The organism is Desulfosporosinus sp. (assembly GCF_014237355.1).
Taxonomy (GTDB): Bacteria; Bacillota; Desulfitobacteriia; order Desulfitobacteriales; family Desulfitobacteriaceae; genus Desulfosporosinus.
Window position 1 is genome coordinate 22,142 of the sequence record NZ_JABZFS010000081.1, and the last position, 15,945, is coordinate 38,086.

14 protein-coding genes are annotated in these 15,945 nt (G+C 45.9%); 1 reads left to right on the forward strand and 13 read right to left on the reverse strand.

All coding sequences use genetic code 11. The annotated features are described in order from the left end of the window. The 4 genes from HGJ98_RS20425 to HGJ98_RS20440 all read right to left on the reverse strand — a co-directional run bounded on the left by HGJ98_RS20425 (position 1) and on the right by HGJ98_RS20440 (position 5,082). On the reverse strand, positions 1–1,758 hold the full coding sequence (locus HGJ98_RS20425; RefSeq protein WP_291353552.1) for a tetratricopeptide repeat protein: 1,758 nt from the start codon (positions 1,756–1,758) through the stop codon (positions 1–3). 360 nt (positions 1,759–2,118) lie between these two features. After that, the gene (locus HGJ98_RS20430) at positions 2,119–2,727 is read right to left on the reverse strand and encodes a response regulator transcription factor (protein WP_291353553.1); all 609 of its coding nucleotides are present in this window, start codon (positions 2,725–2,727) and stop codon (positions 2,119–2,121) included. Positions 2,728–3,049: 322 nt separating this feature from the next. Then, on the reverse strand, positions 3,050–4,312 hold the full coding sequence (locus HGJ98_RS20435) for an Rne/Rng family ribonuclease (protein WP_291353590.1): 1,263 nt from the start codon (positions 4,310–4,312) through the stop codon (positions 3,050–3,052). Positions 4,313–4,791: 479 nt separating this feature from the next. Then, complete coding sequence (locus HGJ98_RS20440; protein ID WP_291353554.1) at positions 4,792–5,082, reverse strand: hypothetical protein; 291 nt, start codon at positions 5,080–5,082, stop codon at positions 4,792–4,794. A 176-nt stretch (positions 5,083–5,258) separates the two neighbouring features. On the opposite strand from HGJ98_RS20440, the gene HGJ98_RS20445 reads away from it, so the two are divergent. Beyond that, entirely contained in the window at positions 5,259–5,417 is a 159-nt protein-coding gene (locus HGJ98_RS20445; protein WP_291353555.1) for a hypothetical protein, read from the forward strand. Positions 5,418–5,451: 34 nt separating this feature from the next. Here HGJ98_RS20445 and HGJ98_RS20450 read toward each other — a convergent pair whose 3' ends face one another. The 9 genes from HGJ98_RS20450 to mrdA all read right to left on the reverse strand — a co-directional run bounded on the left by HGJ98_RS20450 (position 5,452) and on the right by mrdA (position 15,884). Continuing rightward, positions 5,452–6,156, reverse strand: a complete 705-nt coding sequence (locus tag HGJ98_RS20450; protein ID WP_291353556.1) for a TIGR03936 family radical SAM-associated protein — start codon at positions 6,154–6,156, stop codon at positions 5,452–5,454. After that, positions 6,153–8,009 carry a TIGR03960 family B12-binding radical SAM protein gene (locus tag HGJ98_RS20455; RefSeq protein WP_291353557.1) on the reverse strand — a complete coding sequence of 619 codons (1,857 nt, stop codon included), beginning with the start codon at positions 8,007–8,009 and terminating at the stop codon, positions 6,153–6,155. The genes HGJ98_RS20450 and HGJ98_RS20455 overlap by 4 nt, the downstream gene beginning before the upstream one ends. A gap of 138 nt (positions 8,010–8,147) precedes the next feature. Further along, a complete protein-coding gene (locus HGJ98_RS20460) occupies positions 8,148–9,023 on the reverse strand; it encodes a M50 family metallopeptidase (protein WP_291353591.1) in 876 nt (291 codons plus the stop codon). A gap of 76 nt (positions 9,024–9,099) precedes the next feature. Beyond that, positions 9,100–9,864 carry a murein hydrolase activator EnvC gene (locus HGJ98_RS20465; protein ID WP_291353558.1) on the reverse strand — a complete coding sequence of 255 codons (765 nt, stop codon included), beginning with the start codon at positions 9,862–9,864 and terminating at the stop codon, positions 9,100–9,102. A gap of 416 nt (positions 9,865–10,280) precedes the next feature. After that, positions 10,281–11,441: a rod shape-determining protein RodA gene (rodA, locus tag HGJ98_RS20470; RefSeq protein ID WP_291353559.1), complete on the reverse strand. Its 1,161-nt coding sequence runs from the start codon at positions 11,439–11,441 to the stop codon at positions 10,281–10,283. Positions 11,442–11,619: 178 nt separating this feature from the next. Continuing rightward, entirely contained in the window at positions 11,620–11,898 is a 279-nt protein-coding gene (gene minE / locus HGJ98_RS20475; protein WP_291353560.1) for a cell division topological specificity factor MinE, read from the reverse strand. A gap of 28 nt (positions 11,899–11,926) precedes the next feature. After that, positions 11,927–12,721 (reverse strand): septum site-determining protein MinD, encoded by a 795-nt coding sequence (minD, locus tag HGJ98_RS20480; protein WP_291353561.1) that lies wholly within the window; start codon positions 12,719–12,721, stop codon positions 11,927–11,929. A gap of 168 nt (positions 12,722–12,889) precedes the next feature. Next, entirely contained in the window at positions 12,890–13,573 is a 684-nt protein-coding gene (gene minC / locus HGJ98_RS20485; protein ID WP_291353562.1) for a septum site-determining protein MinC, read from the reverse strand. A 199-nt stretch (positions 13,574–13,772) separates the two neighbouring features. After that, positions 13,773–15,884 carry a penicillin-binding protein 2 gene (gene mrdA / locus HGJ98_RS20490; RefSeq protein WP_291353563.1) on the reverse strand — a complete coding sequence of 704 codons (2,112 nt, stop codon included), beginning with the start codon at positions 15,882–15,884 and terminating at the stop codon, positions 13,773–13,775. Positions 15,885–15,945: the final 61 nt, after the last annotated feature.

The following is a 15,945-nucleotide window of genomic DNA, read 5'->3' on the forward strand; positions in this document are numbered from 1 at the left end:
CTATTGGGAACTAAGAAGCTTTAGTACCTTTTTAGATTCCTCAATGAGCTTATCATTTGTTGATATGTCCAAGACCTTTTTAAAATCGCGAGTGGCGTCTTTAGCTTTTTTGAGGTTCAAATAGGCGATTCCACGATTAAAGTAGGAAATTTCTAAGCTAACTTGATAGTCTATTGCGCTGGTGTAATCTCGAACAGCCTCTTGATATTTTTTCTGCAGGGAGTAAACGTTACCTCGCTGGTAATAGGCGAGACCGTGCTGGGGGTTTAAGGAAATAGCCTGATTAAAGGCTTGAATGGCCTGATCGTAAGCTTCTAATTTGTATTGTGCCAGTCCGATCTTATAAGAAACTTCGTCATCCTCCGGGACATGACGTAAATACGTCTGCCAATCCTCAATAGCCTGTTTATATTTACCAGTCTGAAAATAAACCAAACCTCTATGCTGAAAAGAGTCTACCGACATCTCTGAATTACTCTGGATTAGAAAATTTAAATCTTGCTCGGACAACTGATAATCCTCTGTTTGCAGATAAGCAAGAGCTCGGTTGTAATAAGCAATGGAATTATCGGGGTTATGTCTAACGGCTTCGGTAAAATCTGATTGAGCGGACGTATAATCTCTTAGAGAAAGATAAATGCTGCCGCGGTTGGTGTAAGCTTCCGTGTAAGCTGGGACCATACGAATCGCCTCATTCATATCTGCTAGGGCTTCCTGGAATTTATTTATATCCCGATAGGCGTTACCGCGATTAAAATATACTTTGGGATCTTGGGAATTAAGCTCCAGAGCCTTAGTGTAGTTTTCAATGGCTTGCTGATTTTCCTTTTTTAAATAATACACATAGCCAAGACTATTATAAATTGAGTATTCGGCGGGGTTTAGGCCGATGGCTTGCTTAAAGTCGTCAATTGCAGCGTCAAGTTCACCTAAGCGACTGCGGGCTATACCCCGATTGACGTAAAGGAAGGCCTGAGTATTGTCTAGTTCTAGGGCTTGGGACCATTGTGAAACGGCATTTTCCAACTCCCCTTTACTAAAATAAATATTTCCGAGGTTAGCCTGAATCTCCATGGATTGTCCTGCAATCCTTTCGACTTCAACCCAGTCTGCTAAGGCTTTATCCTCTTCCCCAATATTTTGATAAGCAAGGGCTCGTAATCTTCGAGCCTGGATATTTTCCCCATCAATTGCCATTATAGTTGTGGATTCCGACACCACTTGGGGCCATTTTCTAAGCAGAGAATAAGCAATACCTCTTTCCAAGAGGGCAGAAATGTTTTTCGGCTGATTACTTAACACTCTGTTAAAATCACCAATAGCCTCCTCTGGTTTGCCAAGAAAGTTTTTTAATTTACCCCTTAAGAGGTAAGAATCTATCATCTGGGGATCTAACCGGATAGCCTGCTCGAAATCCTCAAGGGCCTCATCAGCATTGTTCAGTTTTAGGAATACCTGTCCCCTTTCAAAGTATAAGGGAGCAGCCTGAGGCGCAAGTTGAATGGCTCGGCTATACTCCTTCAAGGCCTTGGCATATTTCCCCTGATTAAATAACCCTCTTCCAGAGTCAACATAACTCAGTGTATTGGCCAATTCCTCCTCGCTGAGCTCGGTGAAACTCTCTGAGGATAAGTTAGGATCGTCACCTTCAAGCAATGAATCGCTTTGAAGTTCTTCCTCTAATACTGGTGCTACGGTTCGTTTGATTAAATCATCACTAATGGGCACTATGCCATGATCGTGGTCAATCTGAGTCATAGTTTGGTTCTGATTAGACGCATCTTCCTTTGTTTGTGAGCTCTGTTTATGCATATCCTGCTGCGAGCCACTCAGAGAACTAAAATCATTAAATAGCCCTAAAGACGGACTTACAAGGGTCCCAAGAAGAAAGATCAGTACTATAGCTAATGAAATCCACTTCCGGTATTTAATGTAATCACACCCTCTGCTATGCCAAGTTATTCTAGAATTTGGACAATTAGTTCAATCATCAACAAACTTAGCCTTTGATGTGTGCAAAGTGACAATATTTGTTGAGTATACTATATGTTCGTTCCCTCTTTTTAACAATGTACTAAGGTACAGTCATTTGATAATTAAGTGAATATTTTAGTTCTTTCAAATTTCTATTAATCCTATTTGGGCTGCATAAGCTATTACTTGAGCACGATTTTCAAGATGCATTCGATCGATTATTCTTCCCATATGGTATTTTACAGTTCTTTCAGTTAGTCCAAGGGTCTCTCCCACTTCCTTATAGGTCTTTCCTTTTGCTACCATCTCCAACACTTCCCACTGTCGGTATGTAAGGTGCCCTCCCTCGCACTCGCTGGAAAGCTTAGCGGCGAGATATGTAGAAAGAGGCGGCTTGCCTTTTTCCAGATCAAATAGTAAATTCATTAGTACTTTGGTATTGGCATTTTTTAATAGAAATCCTGAGGCACCATACTTGACTGCCTCAAAAGGATCTTCCTCCCCCTCTGTTATATTAAACATGACCACCTTAATATTCGGCATTTCAGCCTTAATTTGTTTCAAAGCATCGATTCCGCCGAACTCCCGGATCTTTATATCCATCAAAATTACGTCTGGTTTCAAGGCTTTTGCTGTACTTACTGCTTCCCTTCCGTTATAAGCTAGGCCTGCAACTTCGATCCCATTTTTCTCAAGAAGGCATTGAAGCCCTTCTAGAACTATAGGAATTTCACTTACCAATACTATTTTCATCTAGATTGCCTCCTCTGAACTTCCCACCAATTTAGCAAGAAATTGAAATCCAGCAACAGCATCCTCTTGGCTACGTACCAAAACTTGTATTATTCTACTTTTTTATTAACATAACATGTTTTTAGTAAGAACAATGTCGAATTCGCCCTTATATCGCATAAAGAATTGTGTGTAAATTGTGTGGGGGTCTGACCCCCACACAATTTACACAATTCTTTAGCGAAGAAAAAATGATTCAAGGGCCTTCGTGTTAACCCACGAAGGCCCTTGATCTGGATATTGTCAGAATTGTTTCCCGTTGTGTGGGGGTCTGACCCCGGTATTAAACCCTACCACTTCCATCACAGTTCGGGCAGGGTGATGTGTAGCGTACCGCTAACGTCTGACCTACTTTCTTCCGAGTCATTTCCACAAGTCCGAGCTGAGTCAGCCCCAACACCTGGGATTTTGTTTTATCCCGGGCACAGGCTGTTTCCAGTGCCTCAATGACCTGTTTTTGTGCTTCTTCCGTTGCCATATCGATAAAGTCAATAATTATGATTCCACCGAGATTTCTTAGCCGTAATTGGCGGGCAATTTCATGGGCGGCCTCGAGGTTCGTATGGACGACGGTTTCCTCTAAGGAACGTTGCCCTACATATTTTCCGGTATTTACATCGATGACGATCAAGGCCTCAGTCTGTTGGATAACTAAATAGCCTCCGCTTTTTAGCCAGACCTTGCTCCGTAAGGTTTTACGAATTTCATCATCTACCCCGTAATTGGCAAAAAGATCCTCTCCTGTGACAACATAGATCTGCTTAGCAGCTGGATGCTCAATCTCTTGTAAGGCTTTACGTAGTGTTTTGGCGACTTCATTGTTGTCGACGGTGATCTTTTCAACATCGTGATCAATCCAGTCACGGATCAATCGACTAATAAGATCTGCATCTTTATGTACAAGGCCAGGAACGGAGACGTGGGGGATTTTCGGTAGTAAGGCTTGCCAGAAAGCTACGAGTTGGGCAATATCTTCTGCTATCTCCTCCCCAGCAATCCCTTCAGCCAGAGTTCGGACGATGACTCCCATACCTTCAGGTTTGGAAGCAGCCGCCAGATCTCTCAGTCTCGTCCGTTCATTATTATCTAGAATCTTCCGAGACACCGCGATGTAACTAACCTGGGGTAACAAAACAACATACCGGCCGGGAAGGGTAAGGTTAACGCTAATCCGAGCCCCTTTCGTCCCTACGGGTTCTTTCGTAATTTGAACTAAAAGCTCTTGGCGAGGCTTTAGGACATTCTCGATCCGCTCGTGAACACTTGGAGTAACTTTTTCGTCCTCATCTAAGCGAGTCGGAACAGCATCTCCTACATACAGAAAGGCGTTCTTATCCAAACCAATATCCACAAAAGCGGCCTGCATACCAGGAAGGACGTTCTCAACTCGTCCCCGATAAATATTCCCCACCATATGGGAGGACCCGCCCTCTTCCTCGAACACTTCCATCAGGTCACCTTGCTCAAAGACAGCAGCCCGTATGGTTTGGGATCGGGATTGGGCGCCCTGGCCTTGGGTTTGGTTAGTTTGAGTTTGAAGAACGATTTCCTTACGCGCACGTTCACTTTTCAATCGAATCACCTCTCAGGTCAGTTTTGTAGGTAAATGCAAATCAAAAAAGGAGAAATTTTTTACTTAAAGTTAACAACAGTTCCTAACTTGCATTTGCCTACTGGAACTAACGTATTATAATGAACTTAAATAACAGTGTCTCGGAATCGGAAGGAAGCGATATGTATGTATAACGTGCAGTTAGACAGATTCTGCGGTATCCTTTCTTGCCAGCAATGGTTTTGGACATAGAAATGGCAGGCAGGCGAAGGCGAAGGAGAAGCACAAGCTGAAATCGACGCTGGGAAAATTAAGAGCTTTGATTCTATGGCAGATTTCCTGGAAGATTTAAGGGAAAACGATCATAAAGACTGAGCTCTATAGGCATTGTACACAGGGAGGGTTCTGATTCCATTCATGGAATTAAGAATCTTCCCTAGTTCCAGTTGCACCGATTCAGAGGTGCTGCATGCCTAAAGCATGTCCCCAAGGTGCTTGCTCCAACCTAAGCATCCCAGCCCACATCCGTTCCCAGCCCTGCCGCGCAGCTCATCTTCGAAGCCCTTCCCTACACGTTCCAATCCCCGTCGACCCCCAGAGCGAGGGTCACGATCACACGGCGGGAAACCTATGCGAGAGTCGCAGCCAAACTCGGCTTTAAATTCACTCTCATGAGCTAGGCGTGCAAGCCAAACCGTCCCCACACTTACACTTACACAACCGCACCGAGTCAGAGGTGCCGCATGCCTTAAGCATGACCCCAAGATACTTGCTCCAACCTAAGCATCCCAGCCCACATCCGTTCCCAGCCCTGCCGCGCAGCTCATCTTCGAAGCCCTTCCCTACACGTTCCAATCCCCGTTGACCCCCAGAGCGAGGGTCACGATCACACGGCGGGAAACCTATGCGAGAGTCGTAGCCAGACTCGGCTTTAATCCGCTTGCATCATGCAGGGCGGAAAACAGGACGTTTTCCGCCGGCCATGCGACAGGGACGTCGCTTTGGCCGAAATACAGTGTATTTCGCCCTGCCGCTTCCATATCGGATTCAAGCCCTAGTTTGGCACGACGAACGCATGGTTGACCAAGTGTGCTCGTGACCCTCCTCCCGCTAAGACCCCAAACGCGGACGCTTCAACGCTCATCAAGCGGCGACTTTTTCCCGCCCTCATAACTCACATGAACCCCCGTCCGAATAACCTGCAGCTCATCCAACTCAATGGGCAAATTCTCAAGCTCTCGGAGGCTCGCCAAAACTTCCTCTGGCCGAACACTTCCCGAGTTCCCCATCTCAACTTCTAGGTCGAAGATAACCTCATCCCCTTGGATTTTAGCTTCTAACAGCTTGATCCAGGGGCGAATATCCTTATCCGTCGGTCCTCTTTTGGAATACCGGGAATAGGTCACATGCTCCCGTCCCATCCAAGCGTTCACCGCTTCCTGCAGTCGTTCCGCTTGAATCGGCAGAGCCATGGGCACACGAATTTTATAACTCGCGGCATTAAGGACTGCCATCAAGGATTTAGCACCTTGATCTAAGGCACGCCCTTGTAAGAGCCGGATTCCCGGAGGTAATTGTTCCTGAACTCGTGCTAGAACCTCTCCCAAATCCATCTCTTGTTGGAGGTCGACATCTACGTATTCCCGCTCTCCTTCCGTTCCAACCGCTAAGGCAAAGCCAAAGGAGATTTTCGGACGGGGATTAAAACCCTCTGAATAACTCATATGGATTCCAGCCCGTCGGATCGCACGTTCAAATACCCGTGTAAGGTCAAGGTGTGCGATATACCTTGCATCTTCAATTTTTGTATAGGCGATTCTTAGCCGCATGGCACTCACCCTTTCAACTCAATCTGAACCCCTCTGCCCGGGCAAACTCCGCACCCGGTACAATCCTCATATCGACAGTCAATCGTCTTTGCTTCTTGTAGGGCTCGATGGTGTTCTTCAACCAAGAACCGTTTCGAGACGCCGCTCCCTATGTGCTCCCAGGGTAAGATGTCATCATAATCTATGGCTCGGTTGGCGTAAAAACGAGGGTCGATTCCCAGTTCTTTGAATCCTTCCATCCAAACATCATATTTGAATTGCTCAGACCATCCATCAAAACGACATCCGTGTTTGACCGCCCATTCTAGAAGTGGAGCCAGCTTGCGGTCCCCTTTGGCAAAGACGGCTTCTAGATAACTTGTTGTCACATCGTGATAGTTATATTTTAAACGGCGATCTCTCAATTTCTCTCTTAAATATCTTTGCTTTAGTTCTACAGAAGAGCCTGCTTCCTGAGGTTCCCACTGAAAGGGAGTATGGCTTTTCGGAACAAAAACACTTGTCGAGATCGTCACAGTAATATTTCGGCGTCCCAGCTTGGTTCCCAGATTAGCCACTTTCTTGGCCAAATCAACAATTCCGTCGATGTCCTCCTGAGTCTCTGTTGGTAAGCCAACCATAAAGTAAAGCTTGATGGTGGACCAGCCTTTTTTGAAGGCCGCCTCTGCAGCTTTGAGGAGATTTTCCTCATCAACTCCTTTGTTGATCACGTTACGCAAACGCTGTGTACCTGCTTCCGGAGCAAAGGTTAAGCCGGATTTACGTGCCTTCTGTACAGTCTCGGCTAAATCAACATCAAAGGAGTCTACTCGTAGTGAGGGGAGGGATACTCCAACCCCTTCTGCCCCATGTTTATCCAAGATGTTGTGGATCACGGGCTGGATACAGGTGTAATCTCCGCTGGACAGGGAGGTAAGTGCGATTTGATCATAGCCCGTCGCTCGCACCAATTCCTCTGTTTGCTTAAGAAGGGTTTCTGGAGACCGTTCCCGAACCGGGCGATAAATCATGCCTGCTTGGCAAAAACGGCAGCCTCGTGAACAGCCGCGCATAACCTCCAGCATCATTCGATCATGCACGATTTCTAGGTAAGGAACCACCGGATTGGTGGGAAAAAAGGCTTGATCCAGATCTGCAACAACAGCTTTTTCCACCATGGTTGGAACCCCTGCTTCAGCCTCAATCGTCTCAATTCGACCGTCCTCTTTATAGGTTACTTGGTAGAACTCGGGAACGTAAACCCCTTGGACTTGGGCGACTTTCTTTAAAAAGTCTGGCCGAGAAACGGGGTTTTTCTTTTGCTCAGCCACTAGGCGAAGTACTTCGGGCAACTGTTCTTCACTTTCTCCAATCAGGAAGAAGTCAATAAAACCAACCAGTGGTTCTGGGTTATAGGCGCAGGGGCCTCCGGCAATAATCCAAGGATCCTCGGGTCCCCTTTCTTCTGCTCGCATTGGAATTCCCGCTAAATCCAGCATGTTGAGGAGATTGGTAAAACTCATTTCATACTGAAGAGTGAAGCCAACTACATCAAAGGCTTTGAGTGGTTGAAAGGATTCAAGAGCATAAAGCGGGATATTCCTATCACGCATTTCCTTTTCCATATCCACCCAAGGAGCAAATACCCTTTCACAGATAAATTCCGGGAAGGAATTAACCAGGTGGTAGAGGATACGGGTCCCTAAATGGGACATTCCCACTTCATACACGTCGGGAAAAGCAAAGACCATCTGGACATCGGTTTTATCCCAATCTTTCTTTATGACATTCCATTCTGATCCGATATATCGGCTAGGTTTCAAGACTTTAGGCAAAAAGCGTTCGACCTGCCGGCGTATCTCCGCCGCGGTATTATTACTCATGGTGTCTACGAGGCCTCCCTTGTTATCTATATTGTGAACTTAAATTATATCATATATAAGTTAAATTCCCAAAAATTGCAGAGGTATTCCTCGAAACATCGGGCGTGTCAGGGGACGGTCCCCCTGACACGTGACACGTTAGAGTTTACCGACTGGAAAACGTATCCCTTCTCTTAGCATTCCTTCGACGATGTCCGTTTCTGTGTAAATTTTCTCCATTCCCATTTTGTCATTTGTAAGAGTTACCATGGCGTAGCGGTCTGGCGTGAATTCTTCAACAATTCGTACCAGGGGAGTATTCTTCTGAACCGTCAGCCAGATGCTGCGCATTAATCCACGTTCCATCAGCTCCTCTTTTTTGCGAGTTAAGTGTCTAAGAAAGGTAATATGTGCTGAGGATATTTCTTTGGTGCCAGCAAACCAAAAGAATCCTCCTAATATAAGAAAGAAAAGTGGTCCGTCGGTGAATTTTCCACTAACCCCTAAAACAATCCCATAGAGGGCAAAGATAACACCCAGTAATTTGCCCGCCCCAGCTAAAAACTTTGTGGTTTTTACGAAGCCAAAGCCTTCCGCGCAGAGGGCCCGCAGAACCCGTCCCCCATCTAAAGGCAATACGGGAATCAAGTTAAAGGCGGCCAGCCAAAGGTTATACCTAACAAAGTCATCTGCGAATTCGCCCGTCCACATCCCGTTCCAGCGCAGGGCCTGAGCACCAAAAAGCAAGAAAACGTTGAACGCTGGACCAGCCAAGGCCATAATGCTCTCCTCGAGTTTCCTTCCTTCGAAGAGGCCATCACAGTAGGCAGCACCGCCAAAAGGAAACAGTTCAAGCCCTTCGACTTTAAAGCCATAGGCTTTTGCCACTAAAAGATGGGCTAATTCGTGGCCAAGCACCAAGGCAAAGACCAGAAGAGCCTGGGCCGCTAAACCCAGGACTCCATAGAGGAACAAAACGACGAGAAATGAAGGATGGATTCGGATGCTCACCCCGAATAGTTTCAAAAGCTCCATTTTCATGCATTCCCCCTAGAAAGATAATTCCCTGGAATTGTGTGTAAATTGTGTGGGGGTCTGACCCCCACACAATTTACACTCCCTTCGGTGGAATAAGATAAGGGATTGGATTGACGGGTTGGTTATTTTTTCTTAACTCAAAATGCAGCCAGGGTTTTTTGAGAGGTGCGGAAAGCCCGATGGTTCCGACAGTTTGTCCCTTTTCAATTCGCTGACCCTTCTGAACCGTGATTTCGCCGAGATTGCCAAGCACAGTGGTCCAGCCATCTCCGAAATCGATTTTTACTAGTTTACCTAGCTGAGGATCTTCCCCCACCAAGGTTACGACTCCACTGGCCGGTGTAACTACTGGAATTCCTAAAGCACTCCCCACATCCAGTCCTTGGTGAACTGAATCGTCACTTCCCACATCTCCAAAGCCGGCCATGACTGGTCCAGAAATAGGAGGTAAGAACTTCCCTTTCATCTTAAGATCAACTGGGACACTCTCATTGGATATACCCCCTAGGGAGAGAGCCTCTTTGGCCATATTATTGAGGGCTGTGTAATAATTTCCGGAATCCATGGCACCCCGATAGATAGAATGAACAGCTAGGGAAACTCGGTCGGAGTTATTAGCGCTGAAAAATACCATTAGAAATAGCAGCGCAGATAAAATGGTTCGCTTCTGTGTTCCGTTCCAGTGGTTAAAGAAGTTTCCCACCCCTCTCTTCACTGGAACTCGATGCCTCCCGTATTGGTTATTACGTGGAATGGATTTACCTCGACCCTGTTCTTTACCAACTTCTTGGATCGCCCGTTCCCATTCCCAATCATCCCAACGTTCAAAAGAATTCATCTATTCAACCCCCTATTCGTGGTTCGATATTCGATATTCGTAGTTCGATTGTGAATTCGATTCTACGAATCGAAGAACGCACTTAAATTTTATACTTAGAATACGTCTGAAGACTTTAAATATAGTGCGAACTCTGTTCGCTTCAAAGTTCGAACTAGAACATCGAACCACGAACCACGATAATGGCTCGTACATCTCTTAAATAGTCTACGCGTAAGCAAAAAAAATAGAACTGCGCTGCAGTTCTATTTTACGTCCGATATAATATTCGAGTTCTATCTTTGATTTCGATTCTACGAATCGAGTAAAGGAAATTTGAACTTAGAATTAGGGCTTAGGCTTAGGATCAGCCAAAGGCTATAAATATTTAGTAAGCTTGTTCGCTTCAAGTTCGAACCACGAACATCGAACTACGATCAGAACATTCGCCTCCGGTGTCTTAAATTGATGCTTAACAGGAGTCCGATGGAGGCCATGTTAGACCACATGGCACTGCCCCCGGCACTAATTAGGGGGAGGGGGATCCCGGTGACTGGCATAATCCCAGAGGTCATGCCAACGTTGACCAAAATATGAAAGGTAAACATTGAGACGATCCCTGTTCCTATCAACATACCGTAGGTATCCTCCGCTCGCAAGGCAATGTTAATACTGCGCAAAAGAAAGATCAAAAAGAGAAATAGTAAGGTAATGGTTCCGATGAACCCGAACTCTTCTCCAACTACGGAAAAAACAAAATCAGTGTGGTGCTCCGGCAGGAAATTTAATTGCCCTTGGGTTCCCATGCGATATCCTTTTCCCCATAAACCACCCGACCCGATAGCCCAAAGAGATTGAAGGATATGCCATCCATCTCCTGTTCGATCTGAGGCTGGATCCATGAAGATGATTAAGCGATTTAACTGGTATTCTTGCAAAGGAAGCGGGATTCCTTGTGCCCATTGCAACCACCCAGGTAAATTATCAGCGAAGTGGAGCCATAGGGCGATCCCTACTACGGCAGCTCCTCCCAATAACAGACCTCCGAATTTATAGGGGTTAGCTCCTGCGACAAACATCATCCCGATAAAGATGGCCACAAAAACTAAGGTCGTCCCTAAGTCTGGCTGCTTAAAGATGAGAAGCATAGGTGCTATGACAAACAAAAACGGCGAAATGAAATCCTTGAAATTATTTAGTTTTCCTTTACGCCTCGCTAAAAAATCCGCGAAGGTAAGGATGATGAAAATCTTGGCAAACTCTGAGGGTTGAATTCCGATGCTTGGGGTAAAGTAAATCCAACGGGTTGCACCTTTCGCTGTATCCCCAAAAAAGATGACGATTAGGAGCAGTATCAGATTGAAGGCATAAATCCACCATCGGAAATGCCGCCATTTTCGATAATCGATTGCTGCTATAACCACTGCAATAACTGTCCCTGTCAAAATCCACACAGTTTGTGTCTGAACATAGTGCAAAGGATTTGATTTCATGACATTAATTGAAGCTGTACTCAGGATCACGAGACTGGCTGCTAATAACAAAAATGTAAATAGAAGAAATAATAAGTCCAGGTTTCTTAACGCTCGTTTATCCACGTGATTAATTTCCCCTTAGGTTAGTTTGCTGAATACTCGCTTGATCATTATAACACATCCTACTCGAGGTTCGAAGTTCGAGGTTCGAGATTTGAGTGTGAATTCGATTCTACGAATCGAAGAACCTCAAAAAAGTTCGCCAGGAGGCTTACTCCCGGCGAACTTTTTTTAACATAAATTATCCCTTGGCTGCATAATCCCGTTTCATTTTTACGACGGGAATGTTGGCTACTAAAGCGACTTCACGATCATCTTGACAGAGATTACATTCGAGTGCGGTTTCGTCGATCTCCATATAGTTAGAGATCACTTTGACTAAATCTTCTCTTAATTGGTTGAGCATGGCTGGCGAAATGCTGGCACGGTCATGCACTAAGACGAGCCTTAGACGTTCTTTTGCCACCGTCTTGCTCGAGGCACTTTCCCTGCCAAGCATTCGGTTAATAAATTCTAACAAGGACAATTCCTCCTCTCAGTACCGACGGTCAACGCATACCAATCAGTCTCTTGAGTTTATCCATGATTCCTTTAGGTACTTCAAGGTTCATCAGGGGGACATCTTCCCCTTGAATTCTCTTCGTAATTCTTCGGTAAGCCTCTCCAGCTTTTGAGCCTTGATCCATTACTGCGGGTTCACCACGGTTTGTAGAAACGACGATACTCTCGTCTTCCGGTACTACACCAATGAGCTCAATGGCCAAAATATCTAAAATGTCGGAGATGTCCATCATGTCTCCACGTTTGACCATTTCCGGACGAAGACGGTTAATGATTAATTTTGGATTTCTTAGTTCTGAAGCCTCTAAAAGACCAATGATACGGTCTGCGTCGCGCACTGCACTTACTTCGGGTGTGCAAACCACTACTGCTCGGTCTGCACCGGCAATCGCATTGCGGAACCCTTGCTCGATACCTGCCGGGCAGTCGATAATAGCATAATCAAATTCCGCTTTCAGCTCCTCTGCTAAGGCTCTCATCTGGTCCGGATTAACGGCTGTTTTATCCTTGGTTTGTGCAGCAGGAAGCAAGAAAAGATTTGTGAAGCGTTTATCTTTGATAAGGGCTTGTTTTAAGCGGCAATTTCCACTCGTTACATCTACTAGGTCGTAAACGATACGGTTTTCCAATCCCAAAACGACATCAAGGTTACGCAAACCAATATCTGTATCGACAAGAACGACTTTGTGGCCATTGCTGGCCAATCCTGTGCCAATGTTAGCGGATGTCGTTGTCTTGCCTACGCCCCCTTTTCCAGAAGTTACTACGATTACCTCACCCATAGTTAGACCTGCCTTTCCTTTATCGATTTTCGAGGTTCGATGTCGATGTTCGAATCAAAGCGAACAAAGTTCGCAGAAGATTTTAAGCCTTAAAGATTAATTCCGTTCTTCGATTCGCAGAATCGAATTCAAAGTTCGAACCTCGAACTACGAACATCGAACAACGCGTTAACGGGCCTTGCCGCGCCAGCCATTCATAACGGCTGCTTCTACCATCAATTGGTCATCTTTGATCCTGGCAATTTCCGGACCACGTCCATCGGTTCCATCATCCGGTGCCCTAGTCACTAGATCTGCAATTCGCAATTGGGTAGGTGCCAAATGATAGGCGCTGACTGTGGCCTTCCGATCACCTGTCGCTCCAGCATGGGCAACACCTCTCAGGGAGCCTAGAACGACAATATTGCCGGTCGCTATAATTTCTGCACCCGGGTTTACGTCACCTAGCACCACAACATGCCCCTCGAATTGTACACTTTTTCCCGAACGAAGCGTACGTTCTATGAAGAGACAGTGTCCTTCCACCATCCCTTCCTCCCAAAGGCGCGGATCTCTTTCCGAAGTTTCATAAGACTTAGCCTTATTAGGTAGGTAAACTTCTTCCGTGGTTAACCATCCCGCAAGTTCCAACCGCTTTTGAGCCAGGGCTGTTGTCAAACTAGCGTGTTCTTCCTCAGAGAATTCTCGTTTCCCAGCATAGCACCGGACGCTTGCTCCTTGGAGAAATTGGTCAGAGTTTTTAATTAGGTTATCGAGTTCATCAATCAGCACTTCAAAGTCCGCTTCTGGATCAAGGTATAGCACCAATCCATCGCGGGTGCCTTTAAGAGCCACATGGTCTGTCCGTGTCAACCTGCACAATCCCCCATTGCTTGTCGTAATTCTTCCAGTCAAAAGTATATTTTTCGGGTGGCATAAGTGCAACTAAGCAGCGTCTTCACAAAACTTAACGCTAACTAAGCTATCTATAAATGCTCCTCTTTAAATTCTACAAGCCTGTCCAAATTCCCTTTATCCAAATGAAAAAAACGAGGACAAATTTCCTCGTTTTTCAGCCTTCATTCGTGCTCTTCCAACCAAAATACTCCTTAAAAGCCGCCTTGGCGACCAAACCTGCTGTTTCTCCTCCGTGTCCTCCAAATTCAACAACCCCGGCGAAAGCAATCTGAGGATGATCATAGGGAGCAAAGGCAACAAAGACCCCGTTGTATATTTCCCCTGAACTGGTATCTTTAGAGCCGATCTGAGCGGTTCCAGTCTTACCTCCTCCAGAGAATTCCGGTACATCAGAGAAGAGCCAGTTGGCTGTTCCTTCTCCGGTGGTTACGGTTCGCATACCCTGTTTGACATAGTCTAGAACCTCAGGAGAAACTGAGACGGTATTAAGAACCTTGGGCTCATATTTTTTAACTGTATCTCCAGTAATTGGATCGAGGAGCTTATCCACCACATAGGGACGATAATGTTTTCCCCCGTTTACCATTGTTGCGACATAGTTTGCTAACTGCAAGGGAGTGTAGGCATTATAGCCTTGTCCGATGGAATTGTTGTAACTGTCGTAGACCTTCCAGTCTACGTATTCACTGACCATTTGCCTATACCAAACGCCGACCTGCTTAATCTCAGCCTCTTTCTGGGCTTGAAGTTTCTCTTTAGCTTTGGCGTCTGGAGCCTGCTCGAGTTTGGGAGCATAAGTTTTCTCAATTTCTTCTAGTTTCTTGTCACGAGACTTTTCATAGGTCGGACCAAAATAGTTTTTCTTCCATTCTGCAGAGGGTGCAATTCCTTTAGCTTCTCCGGGTAAATCAATCCCGCTTTCCACACCTAAACCAAATTCCCGGGCAATCTGACCAATCATCTCCGGATTGGATTCAAACACGCGACGTCCCATGATTTCAAAATAGATATTGGAGGATTTAGCTAAGGCTCGATAAAGGTTGACATGACCGAAGTAATTGTAACCCCACTCTGCGATGCCTTGTTGTTGAGAGGCAAGATTTCCTAAGGAGGATAGCCTATCATCGATCTGTTCATAGGGGTTGGTGACTCCTAGTTGTAAGGCTGCCATTGCTGTCACCATTTTAAAGACTGACCCTGGAGGATACACACCCGTTAAGGCCCGGTTAAGGGAGGCTGCTTCCGAAGCGCGTTTAGGATCTTGCGGCCAATATTTATCCGCCATTTCCTCAGAGATAATGCCGATCAGGTCATTGGGATCCATGGCCGGCCGAGAGGTCATGGCTAGGATCTTACCGGTGTTAACATCCATCACAACAGCGGCTCCGGCATGAGCATCGGGGTTTTTCTTTTGAATATCCAGGATAACTTGATCAAGGGTATCATCGACGGTCTTTTGCAAGTTAGCGTCAATCGTTAATTGAACGGTCTTTCCTGCTTCTGCTGGTTGGACGATCTGTTTGGAAACGGGACGGGCGTTGTTATCGACTTCAACCTGTTGAATCCCTTCTTTGCCCCTTAACCAAAAGTCATAGGATTTTTCTACTCCCATTTTACCGACCAGATCCCCTTGGGCGTACTCAAAACCCGCCTCCTGAGCATCCGGGTTTTTATTCAACTGAGTAATTTCCGCATCAGAAATTTCCCGGACATACCCTAGGAGCTGGCCGATGAGGGTTTTTTCAGGATAGGAACGAACAGGAATAGCATCAACACTTACTCCAGGAAGTTCCTCTTGGTGTTCGGCTATGACCGCTTGAAGACTGGGGGGGATCTCATCCAGGATAATTACTGGACGATAACGTTCCCATTGATGGTTCTGGATATTGGCGAAGATATCTTCGCCAATAGAATCGACGGTTTGATTAGCATTAGGCCAGTAGGGTTTGACGTACTCTGCTAGTCGTAGTACAACATCTTTCCACTCACTGCCTTTTGATTGTTGGAGATCCATCCAGTCTAAGTGGAGTACGAACTCCGGGACACTAGTTACAAGAAGTTTGCCGTTTCTGTCTACGATATCTCCACGGGTGGGAGGAACTTTGACAAGCTTCACGACGTTTCCTTGAGCCAAGGCTGAATAGTAGGAACCTTGGGCGATCTGTAAACGCCAGAGGTTAAAGCCCAGGATCAGGAAAACAAGAACCACGACGGTGGTTAGGCCCCAGAGTCGATAGGTGTAGGGTTTTCGTTCTCTTTCGTCCATTCGGTTAGCCTCCTTGTTGGGATGGGTCTTGGGTCCTTGTCTGGGGAGGGGGCGCGATCAC

Coding starts and splice junctions, on each gene's coding strand:
- HGJ98_RS20455 (WP_291353557.1), bottom strand. CDS start 8,009: ATGAGTAATAATACCGCGGCGGAGATACGCCGGCAGGTCGAACGCTTT.
- HGJ98_RS20465 (WP_291353558.1), bottom strand. CDS start 9,864: ATGAATTCTTTTGAACGTTGGGATGATTGGGAATGGGAACGGGCGATC.
- HGJ98_RS20460 (WP_291353591.1), bottom strand. CDS start 9,023: ATGGAGCTTTTGAAACTATTCGGGGTGAGCATCCGAATCCATCCTTCA.
- HGJ98_RS20430 (WP_291353553.1), bottom strand. CDS start 2,727: ATGAAAATAGTATTGGTAAGTGAAATTCCTATAGTTCTAGAAGGGCTT.
- minD (WP_291353561.1), bottom strand. CDS start 12,721: ATGGGTGAGGTAATCGTAGTAACTTCTGGAAAAGGGGGCGTAGGCAAG.
- mrdA (WP_291353563.1), bottom strand. CDS start 15,884: ATGGACGAAAGAGAACGAAAACCCTACACCTATCGACTCTGGGGCCTA.
- HGJ98_RS20425 (WP_291353552.1), bottom strand. CDS start 1,758: ATGACTCAGATTGACCACGATCATGGCATAGTGCCCATTAGTGATGAT.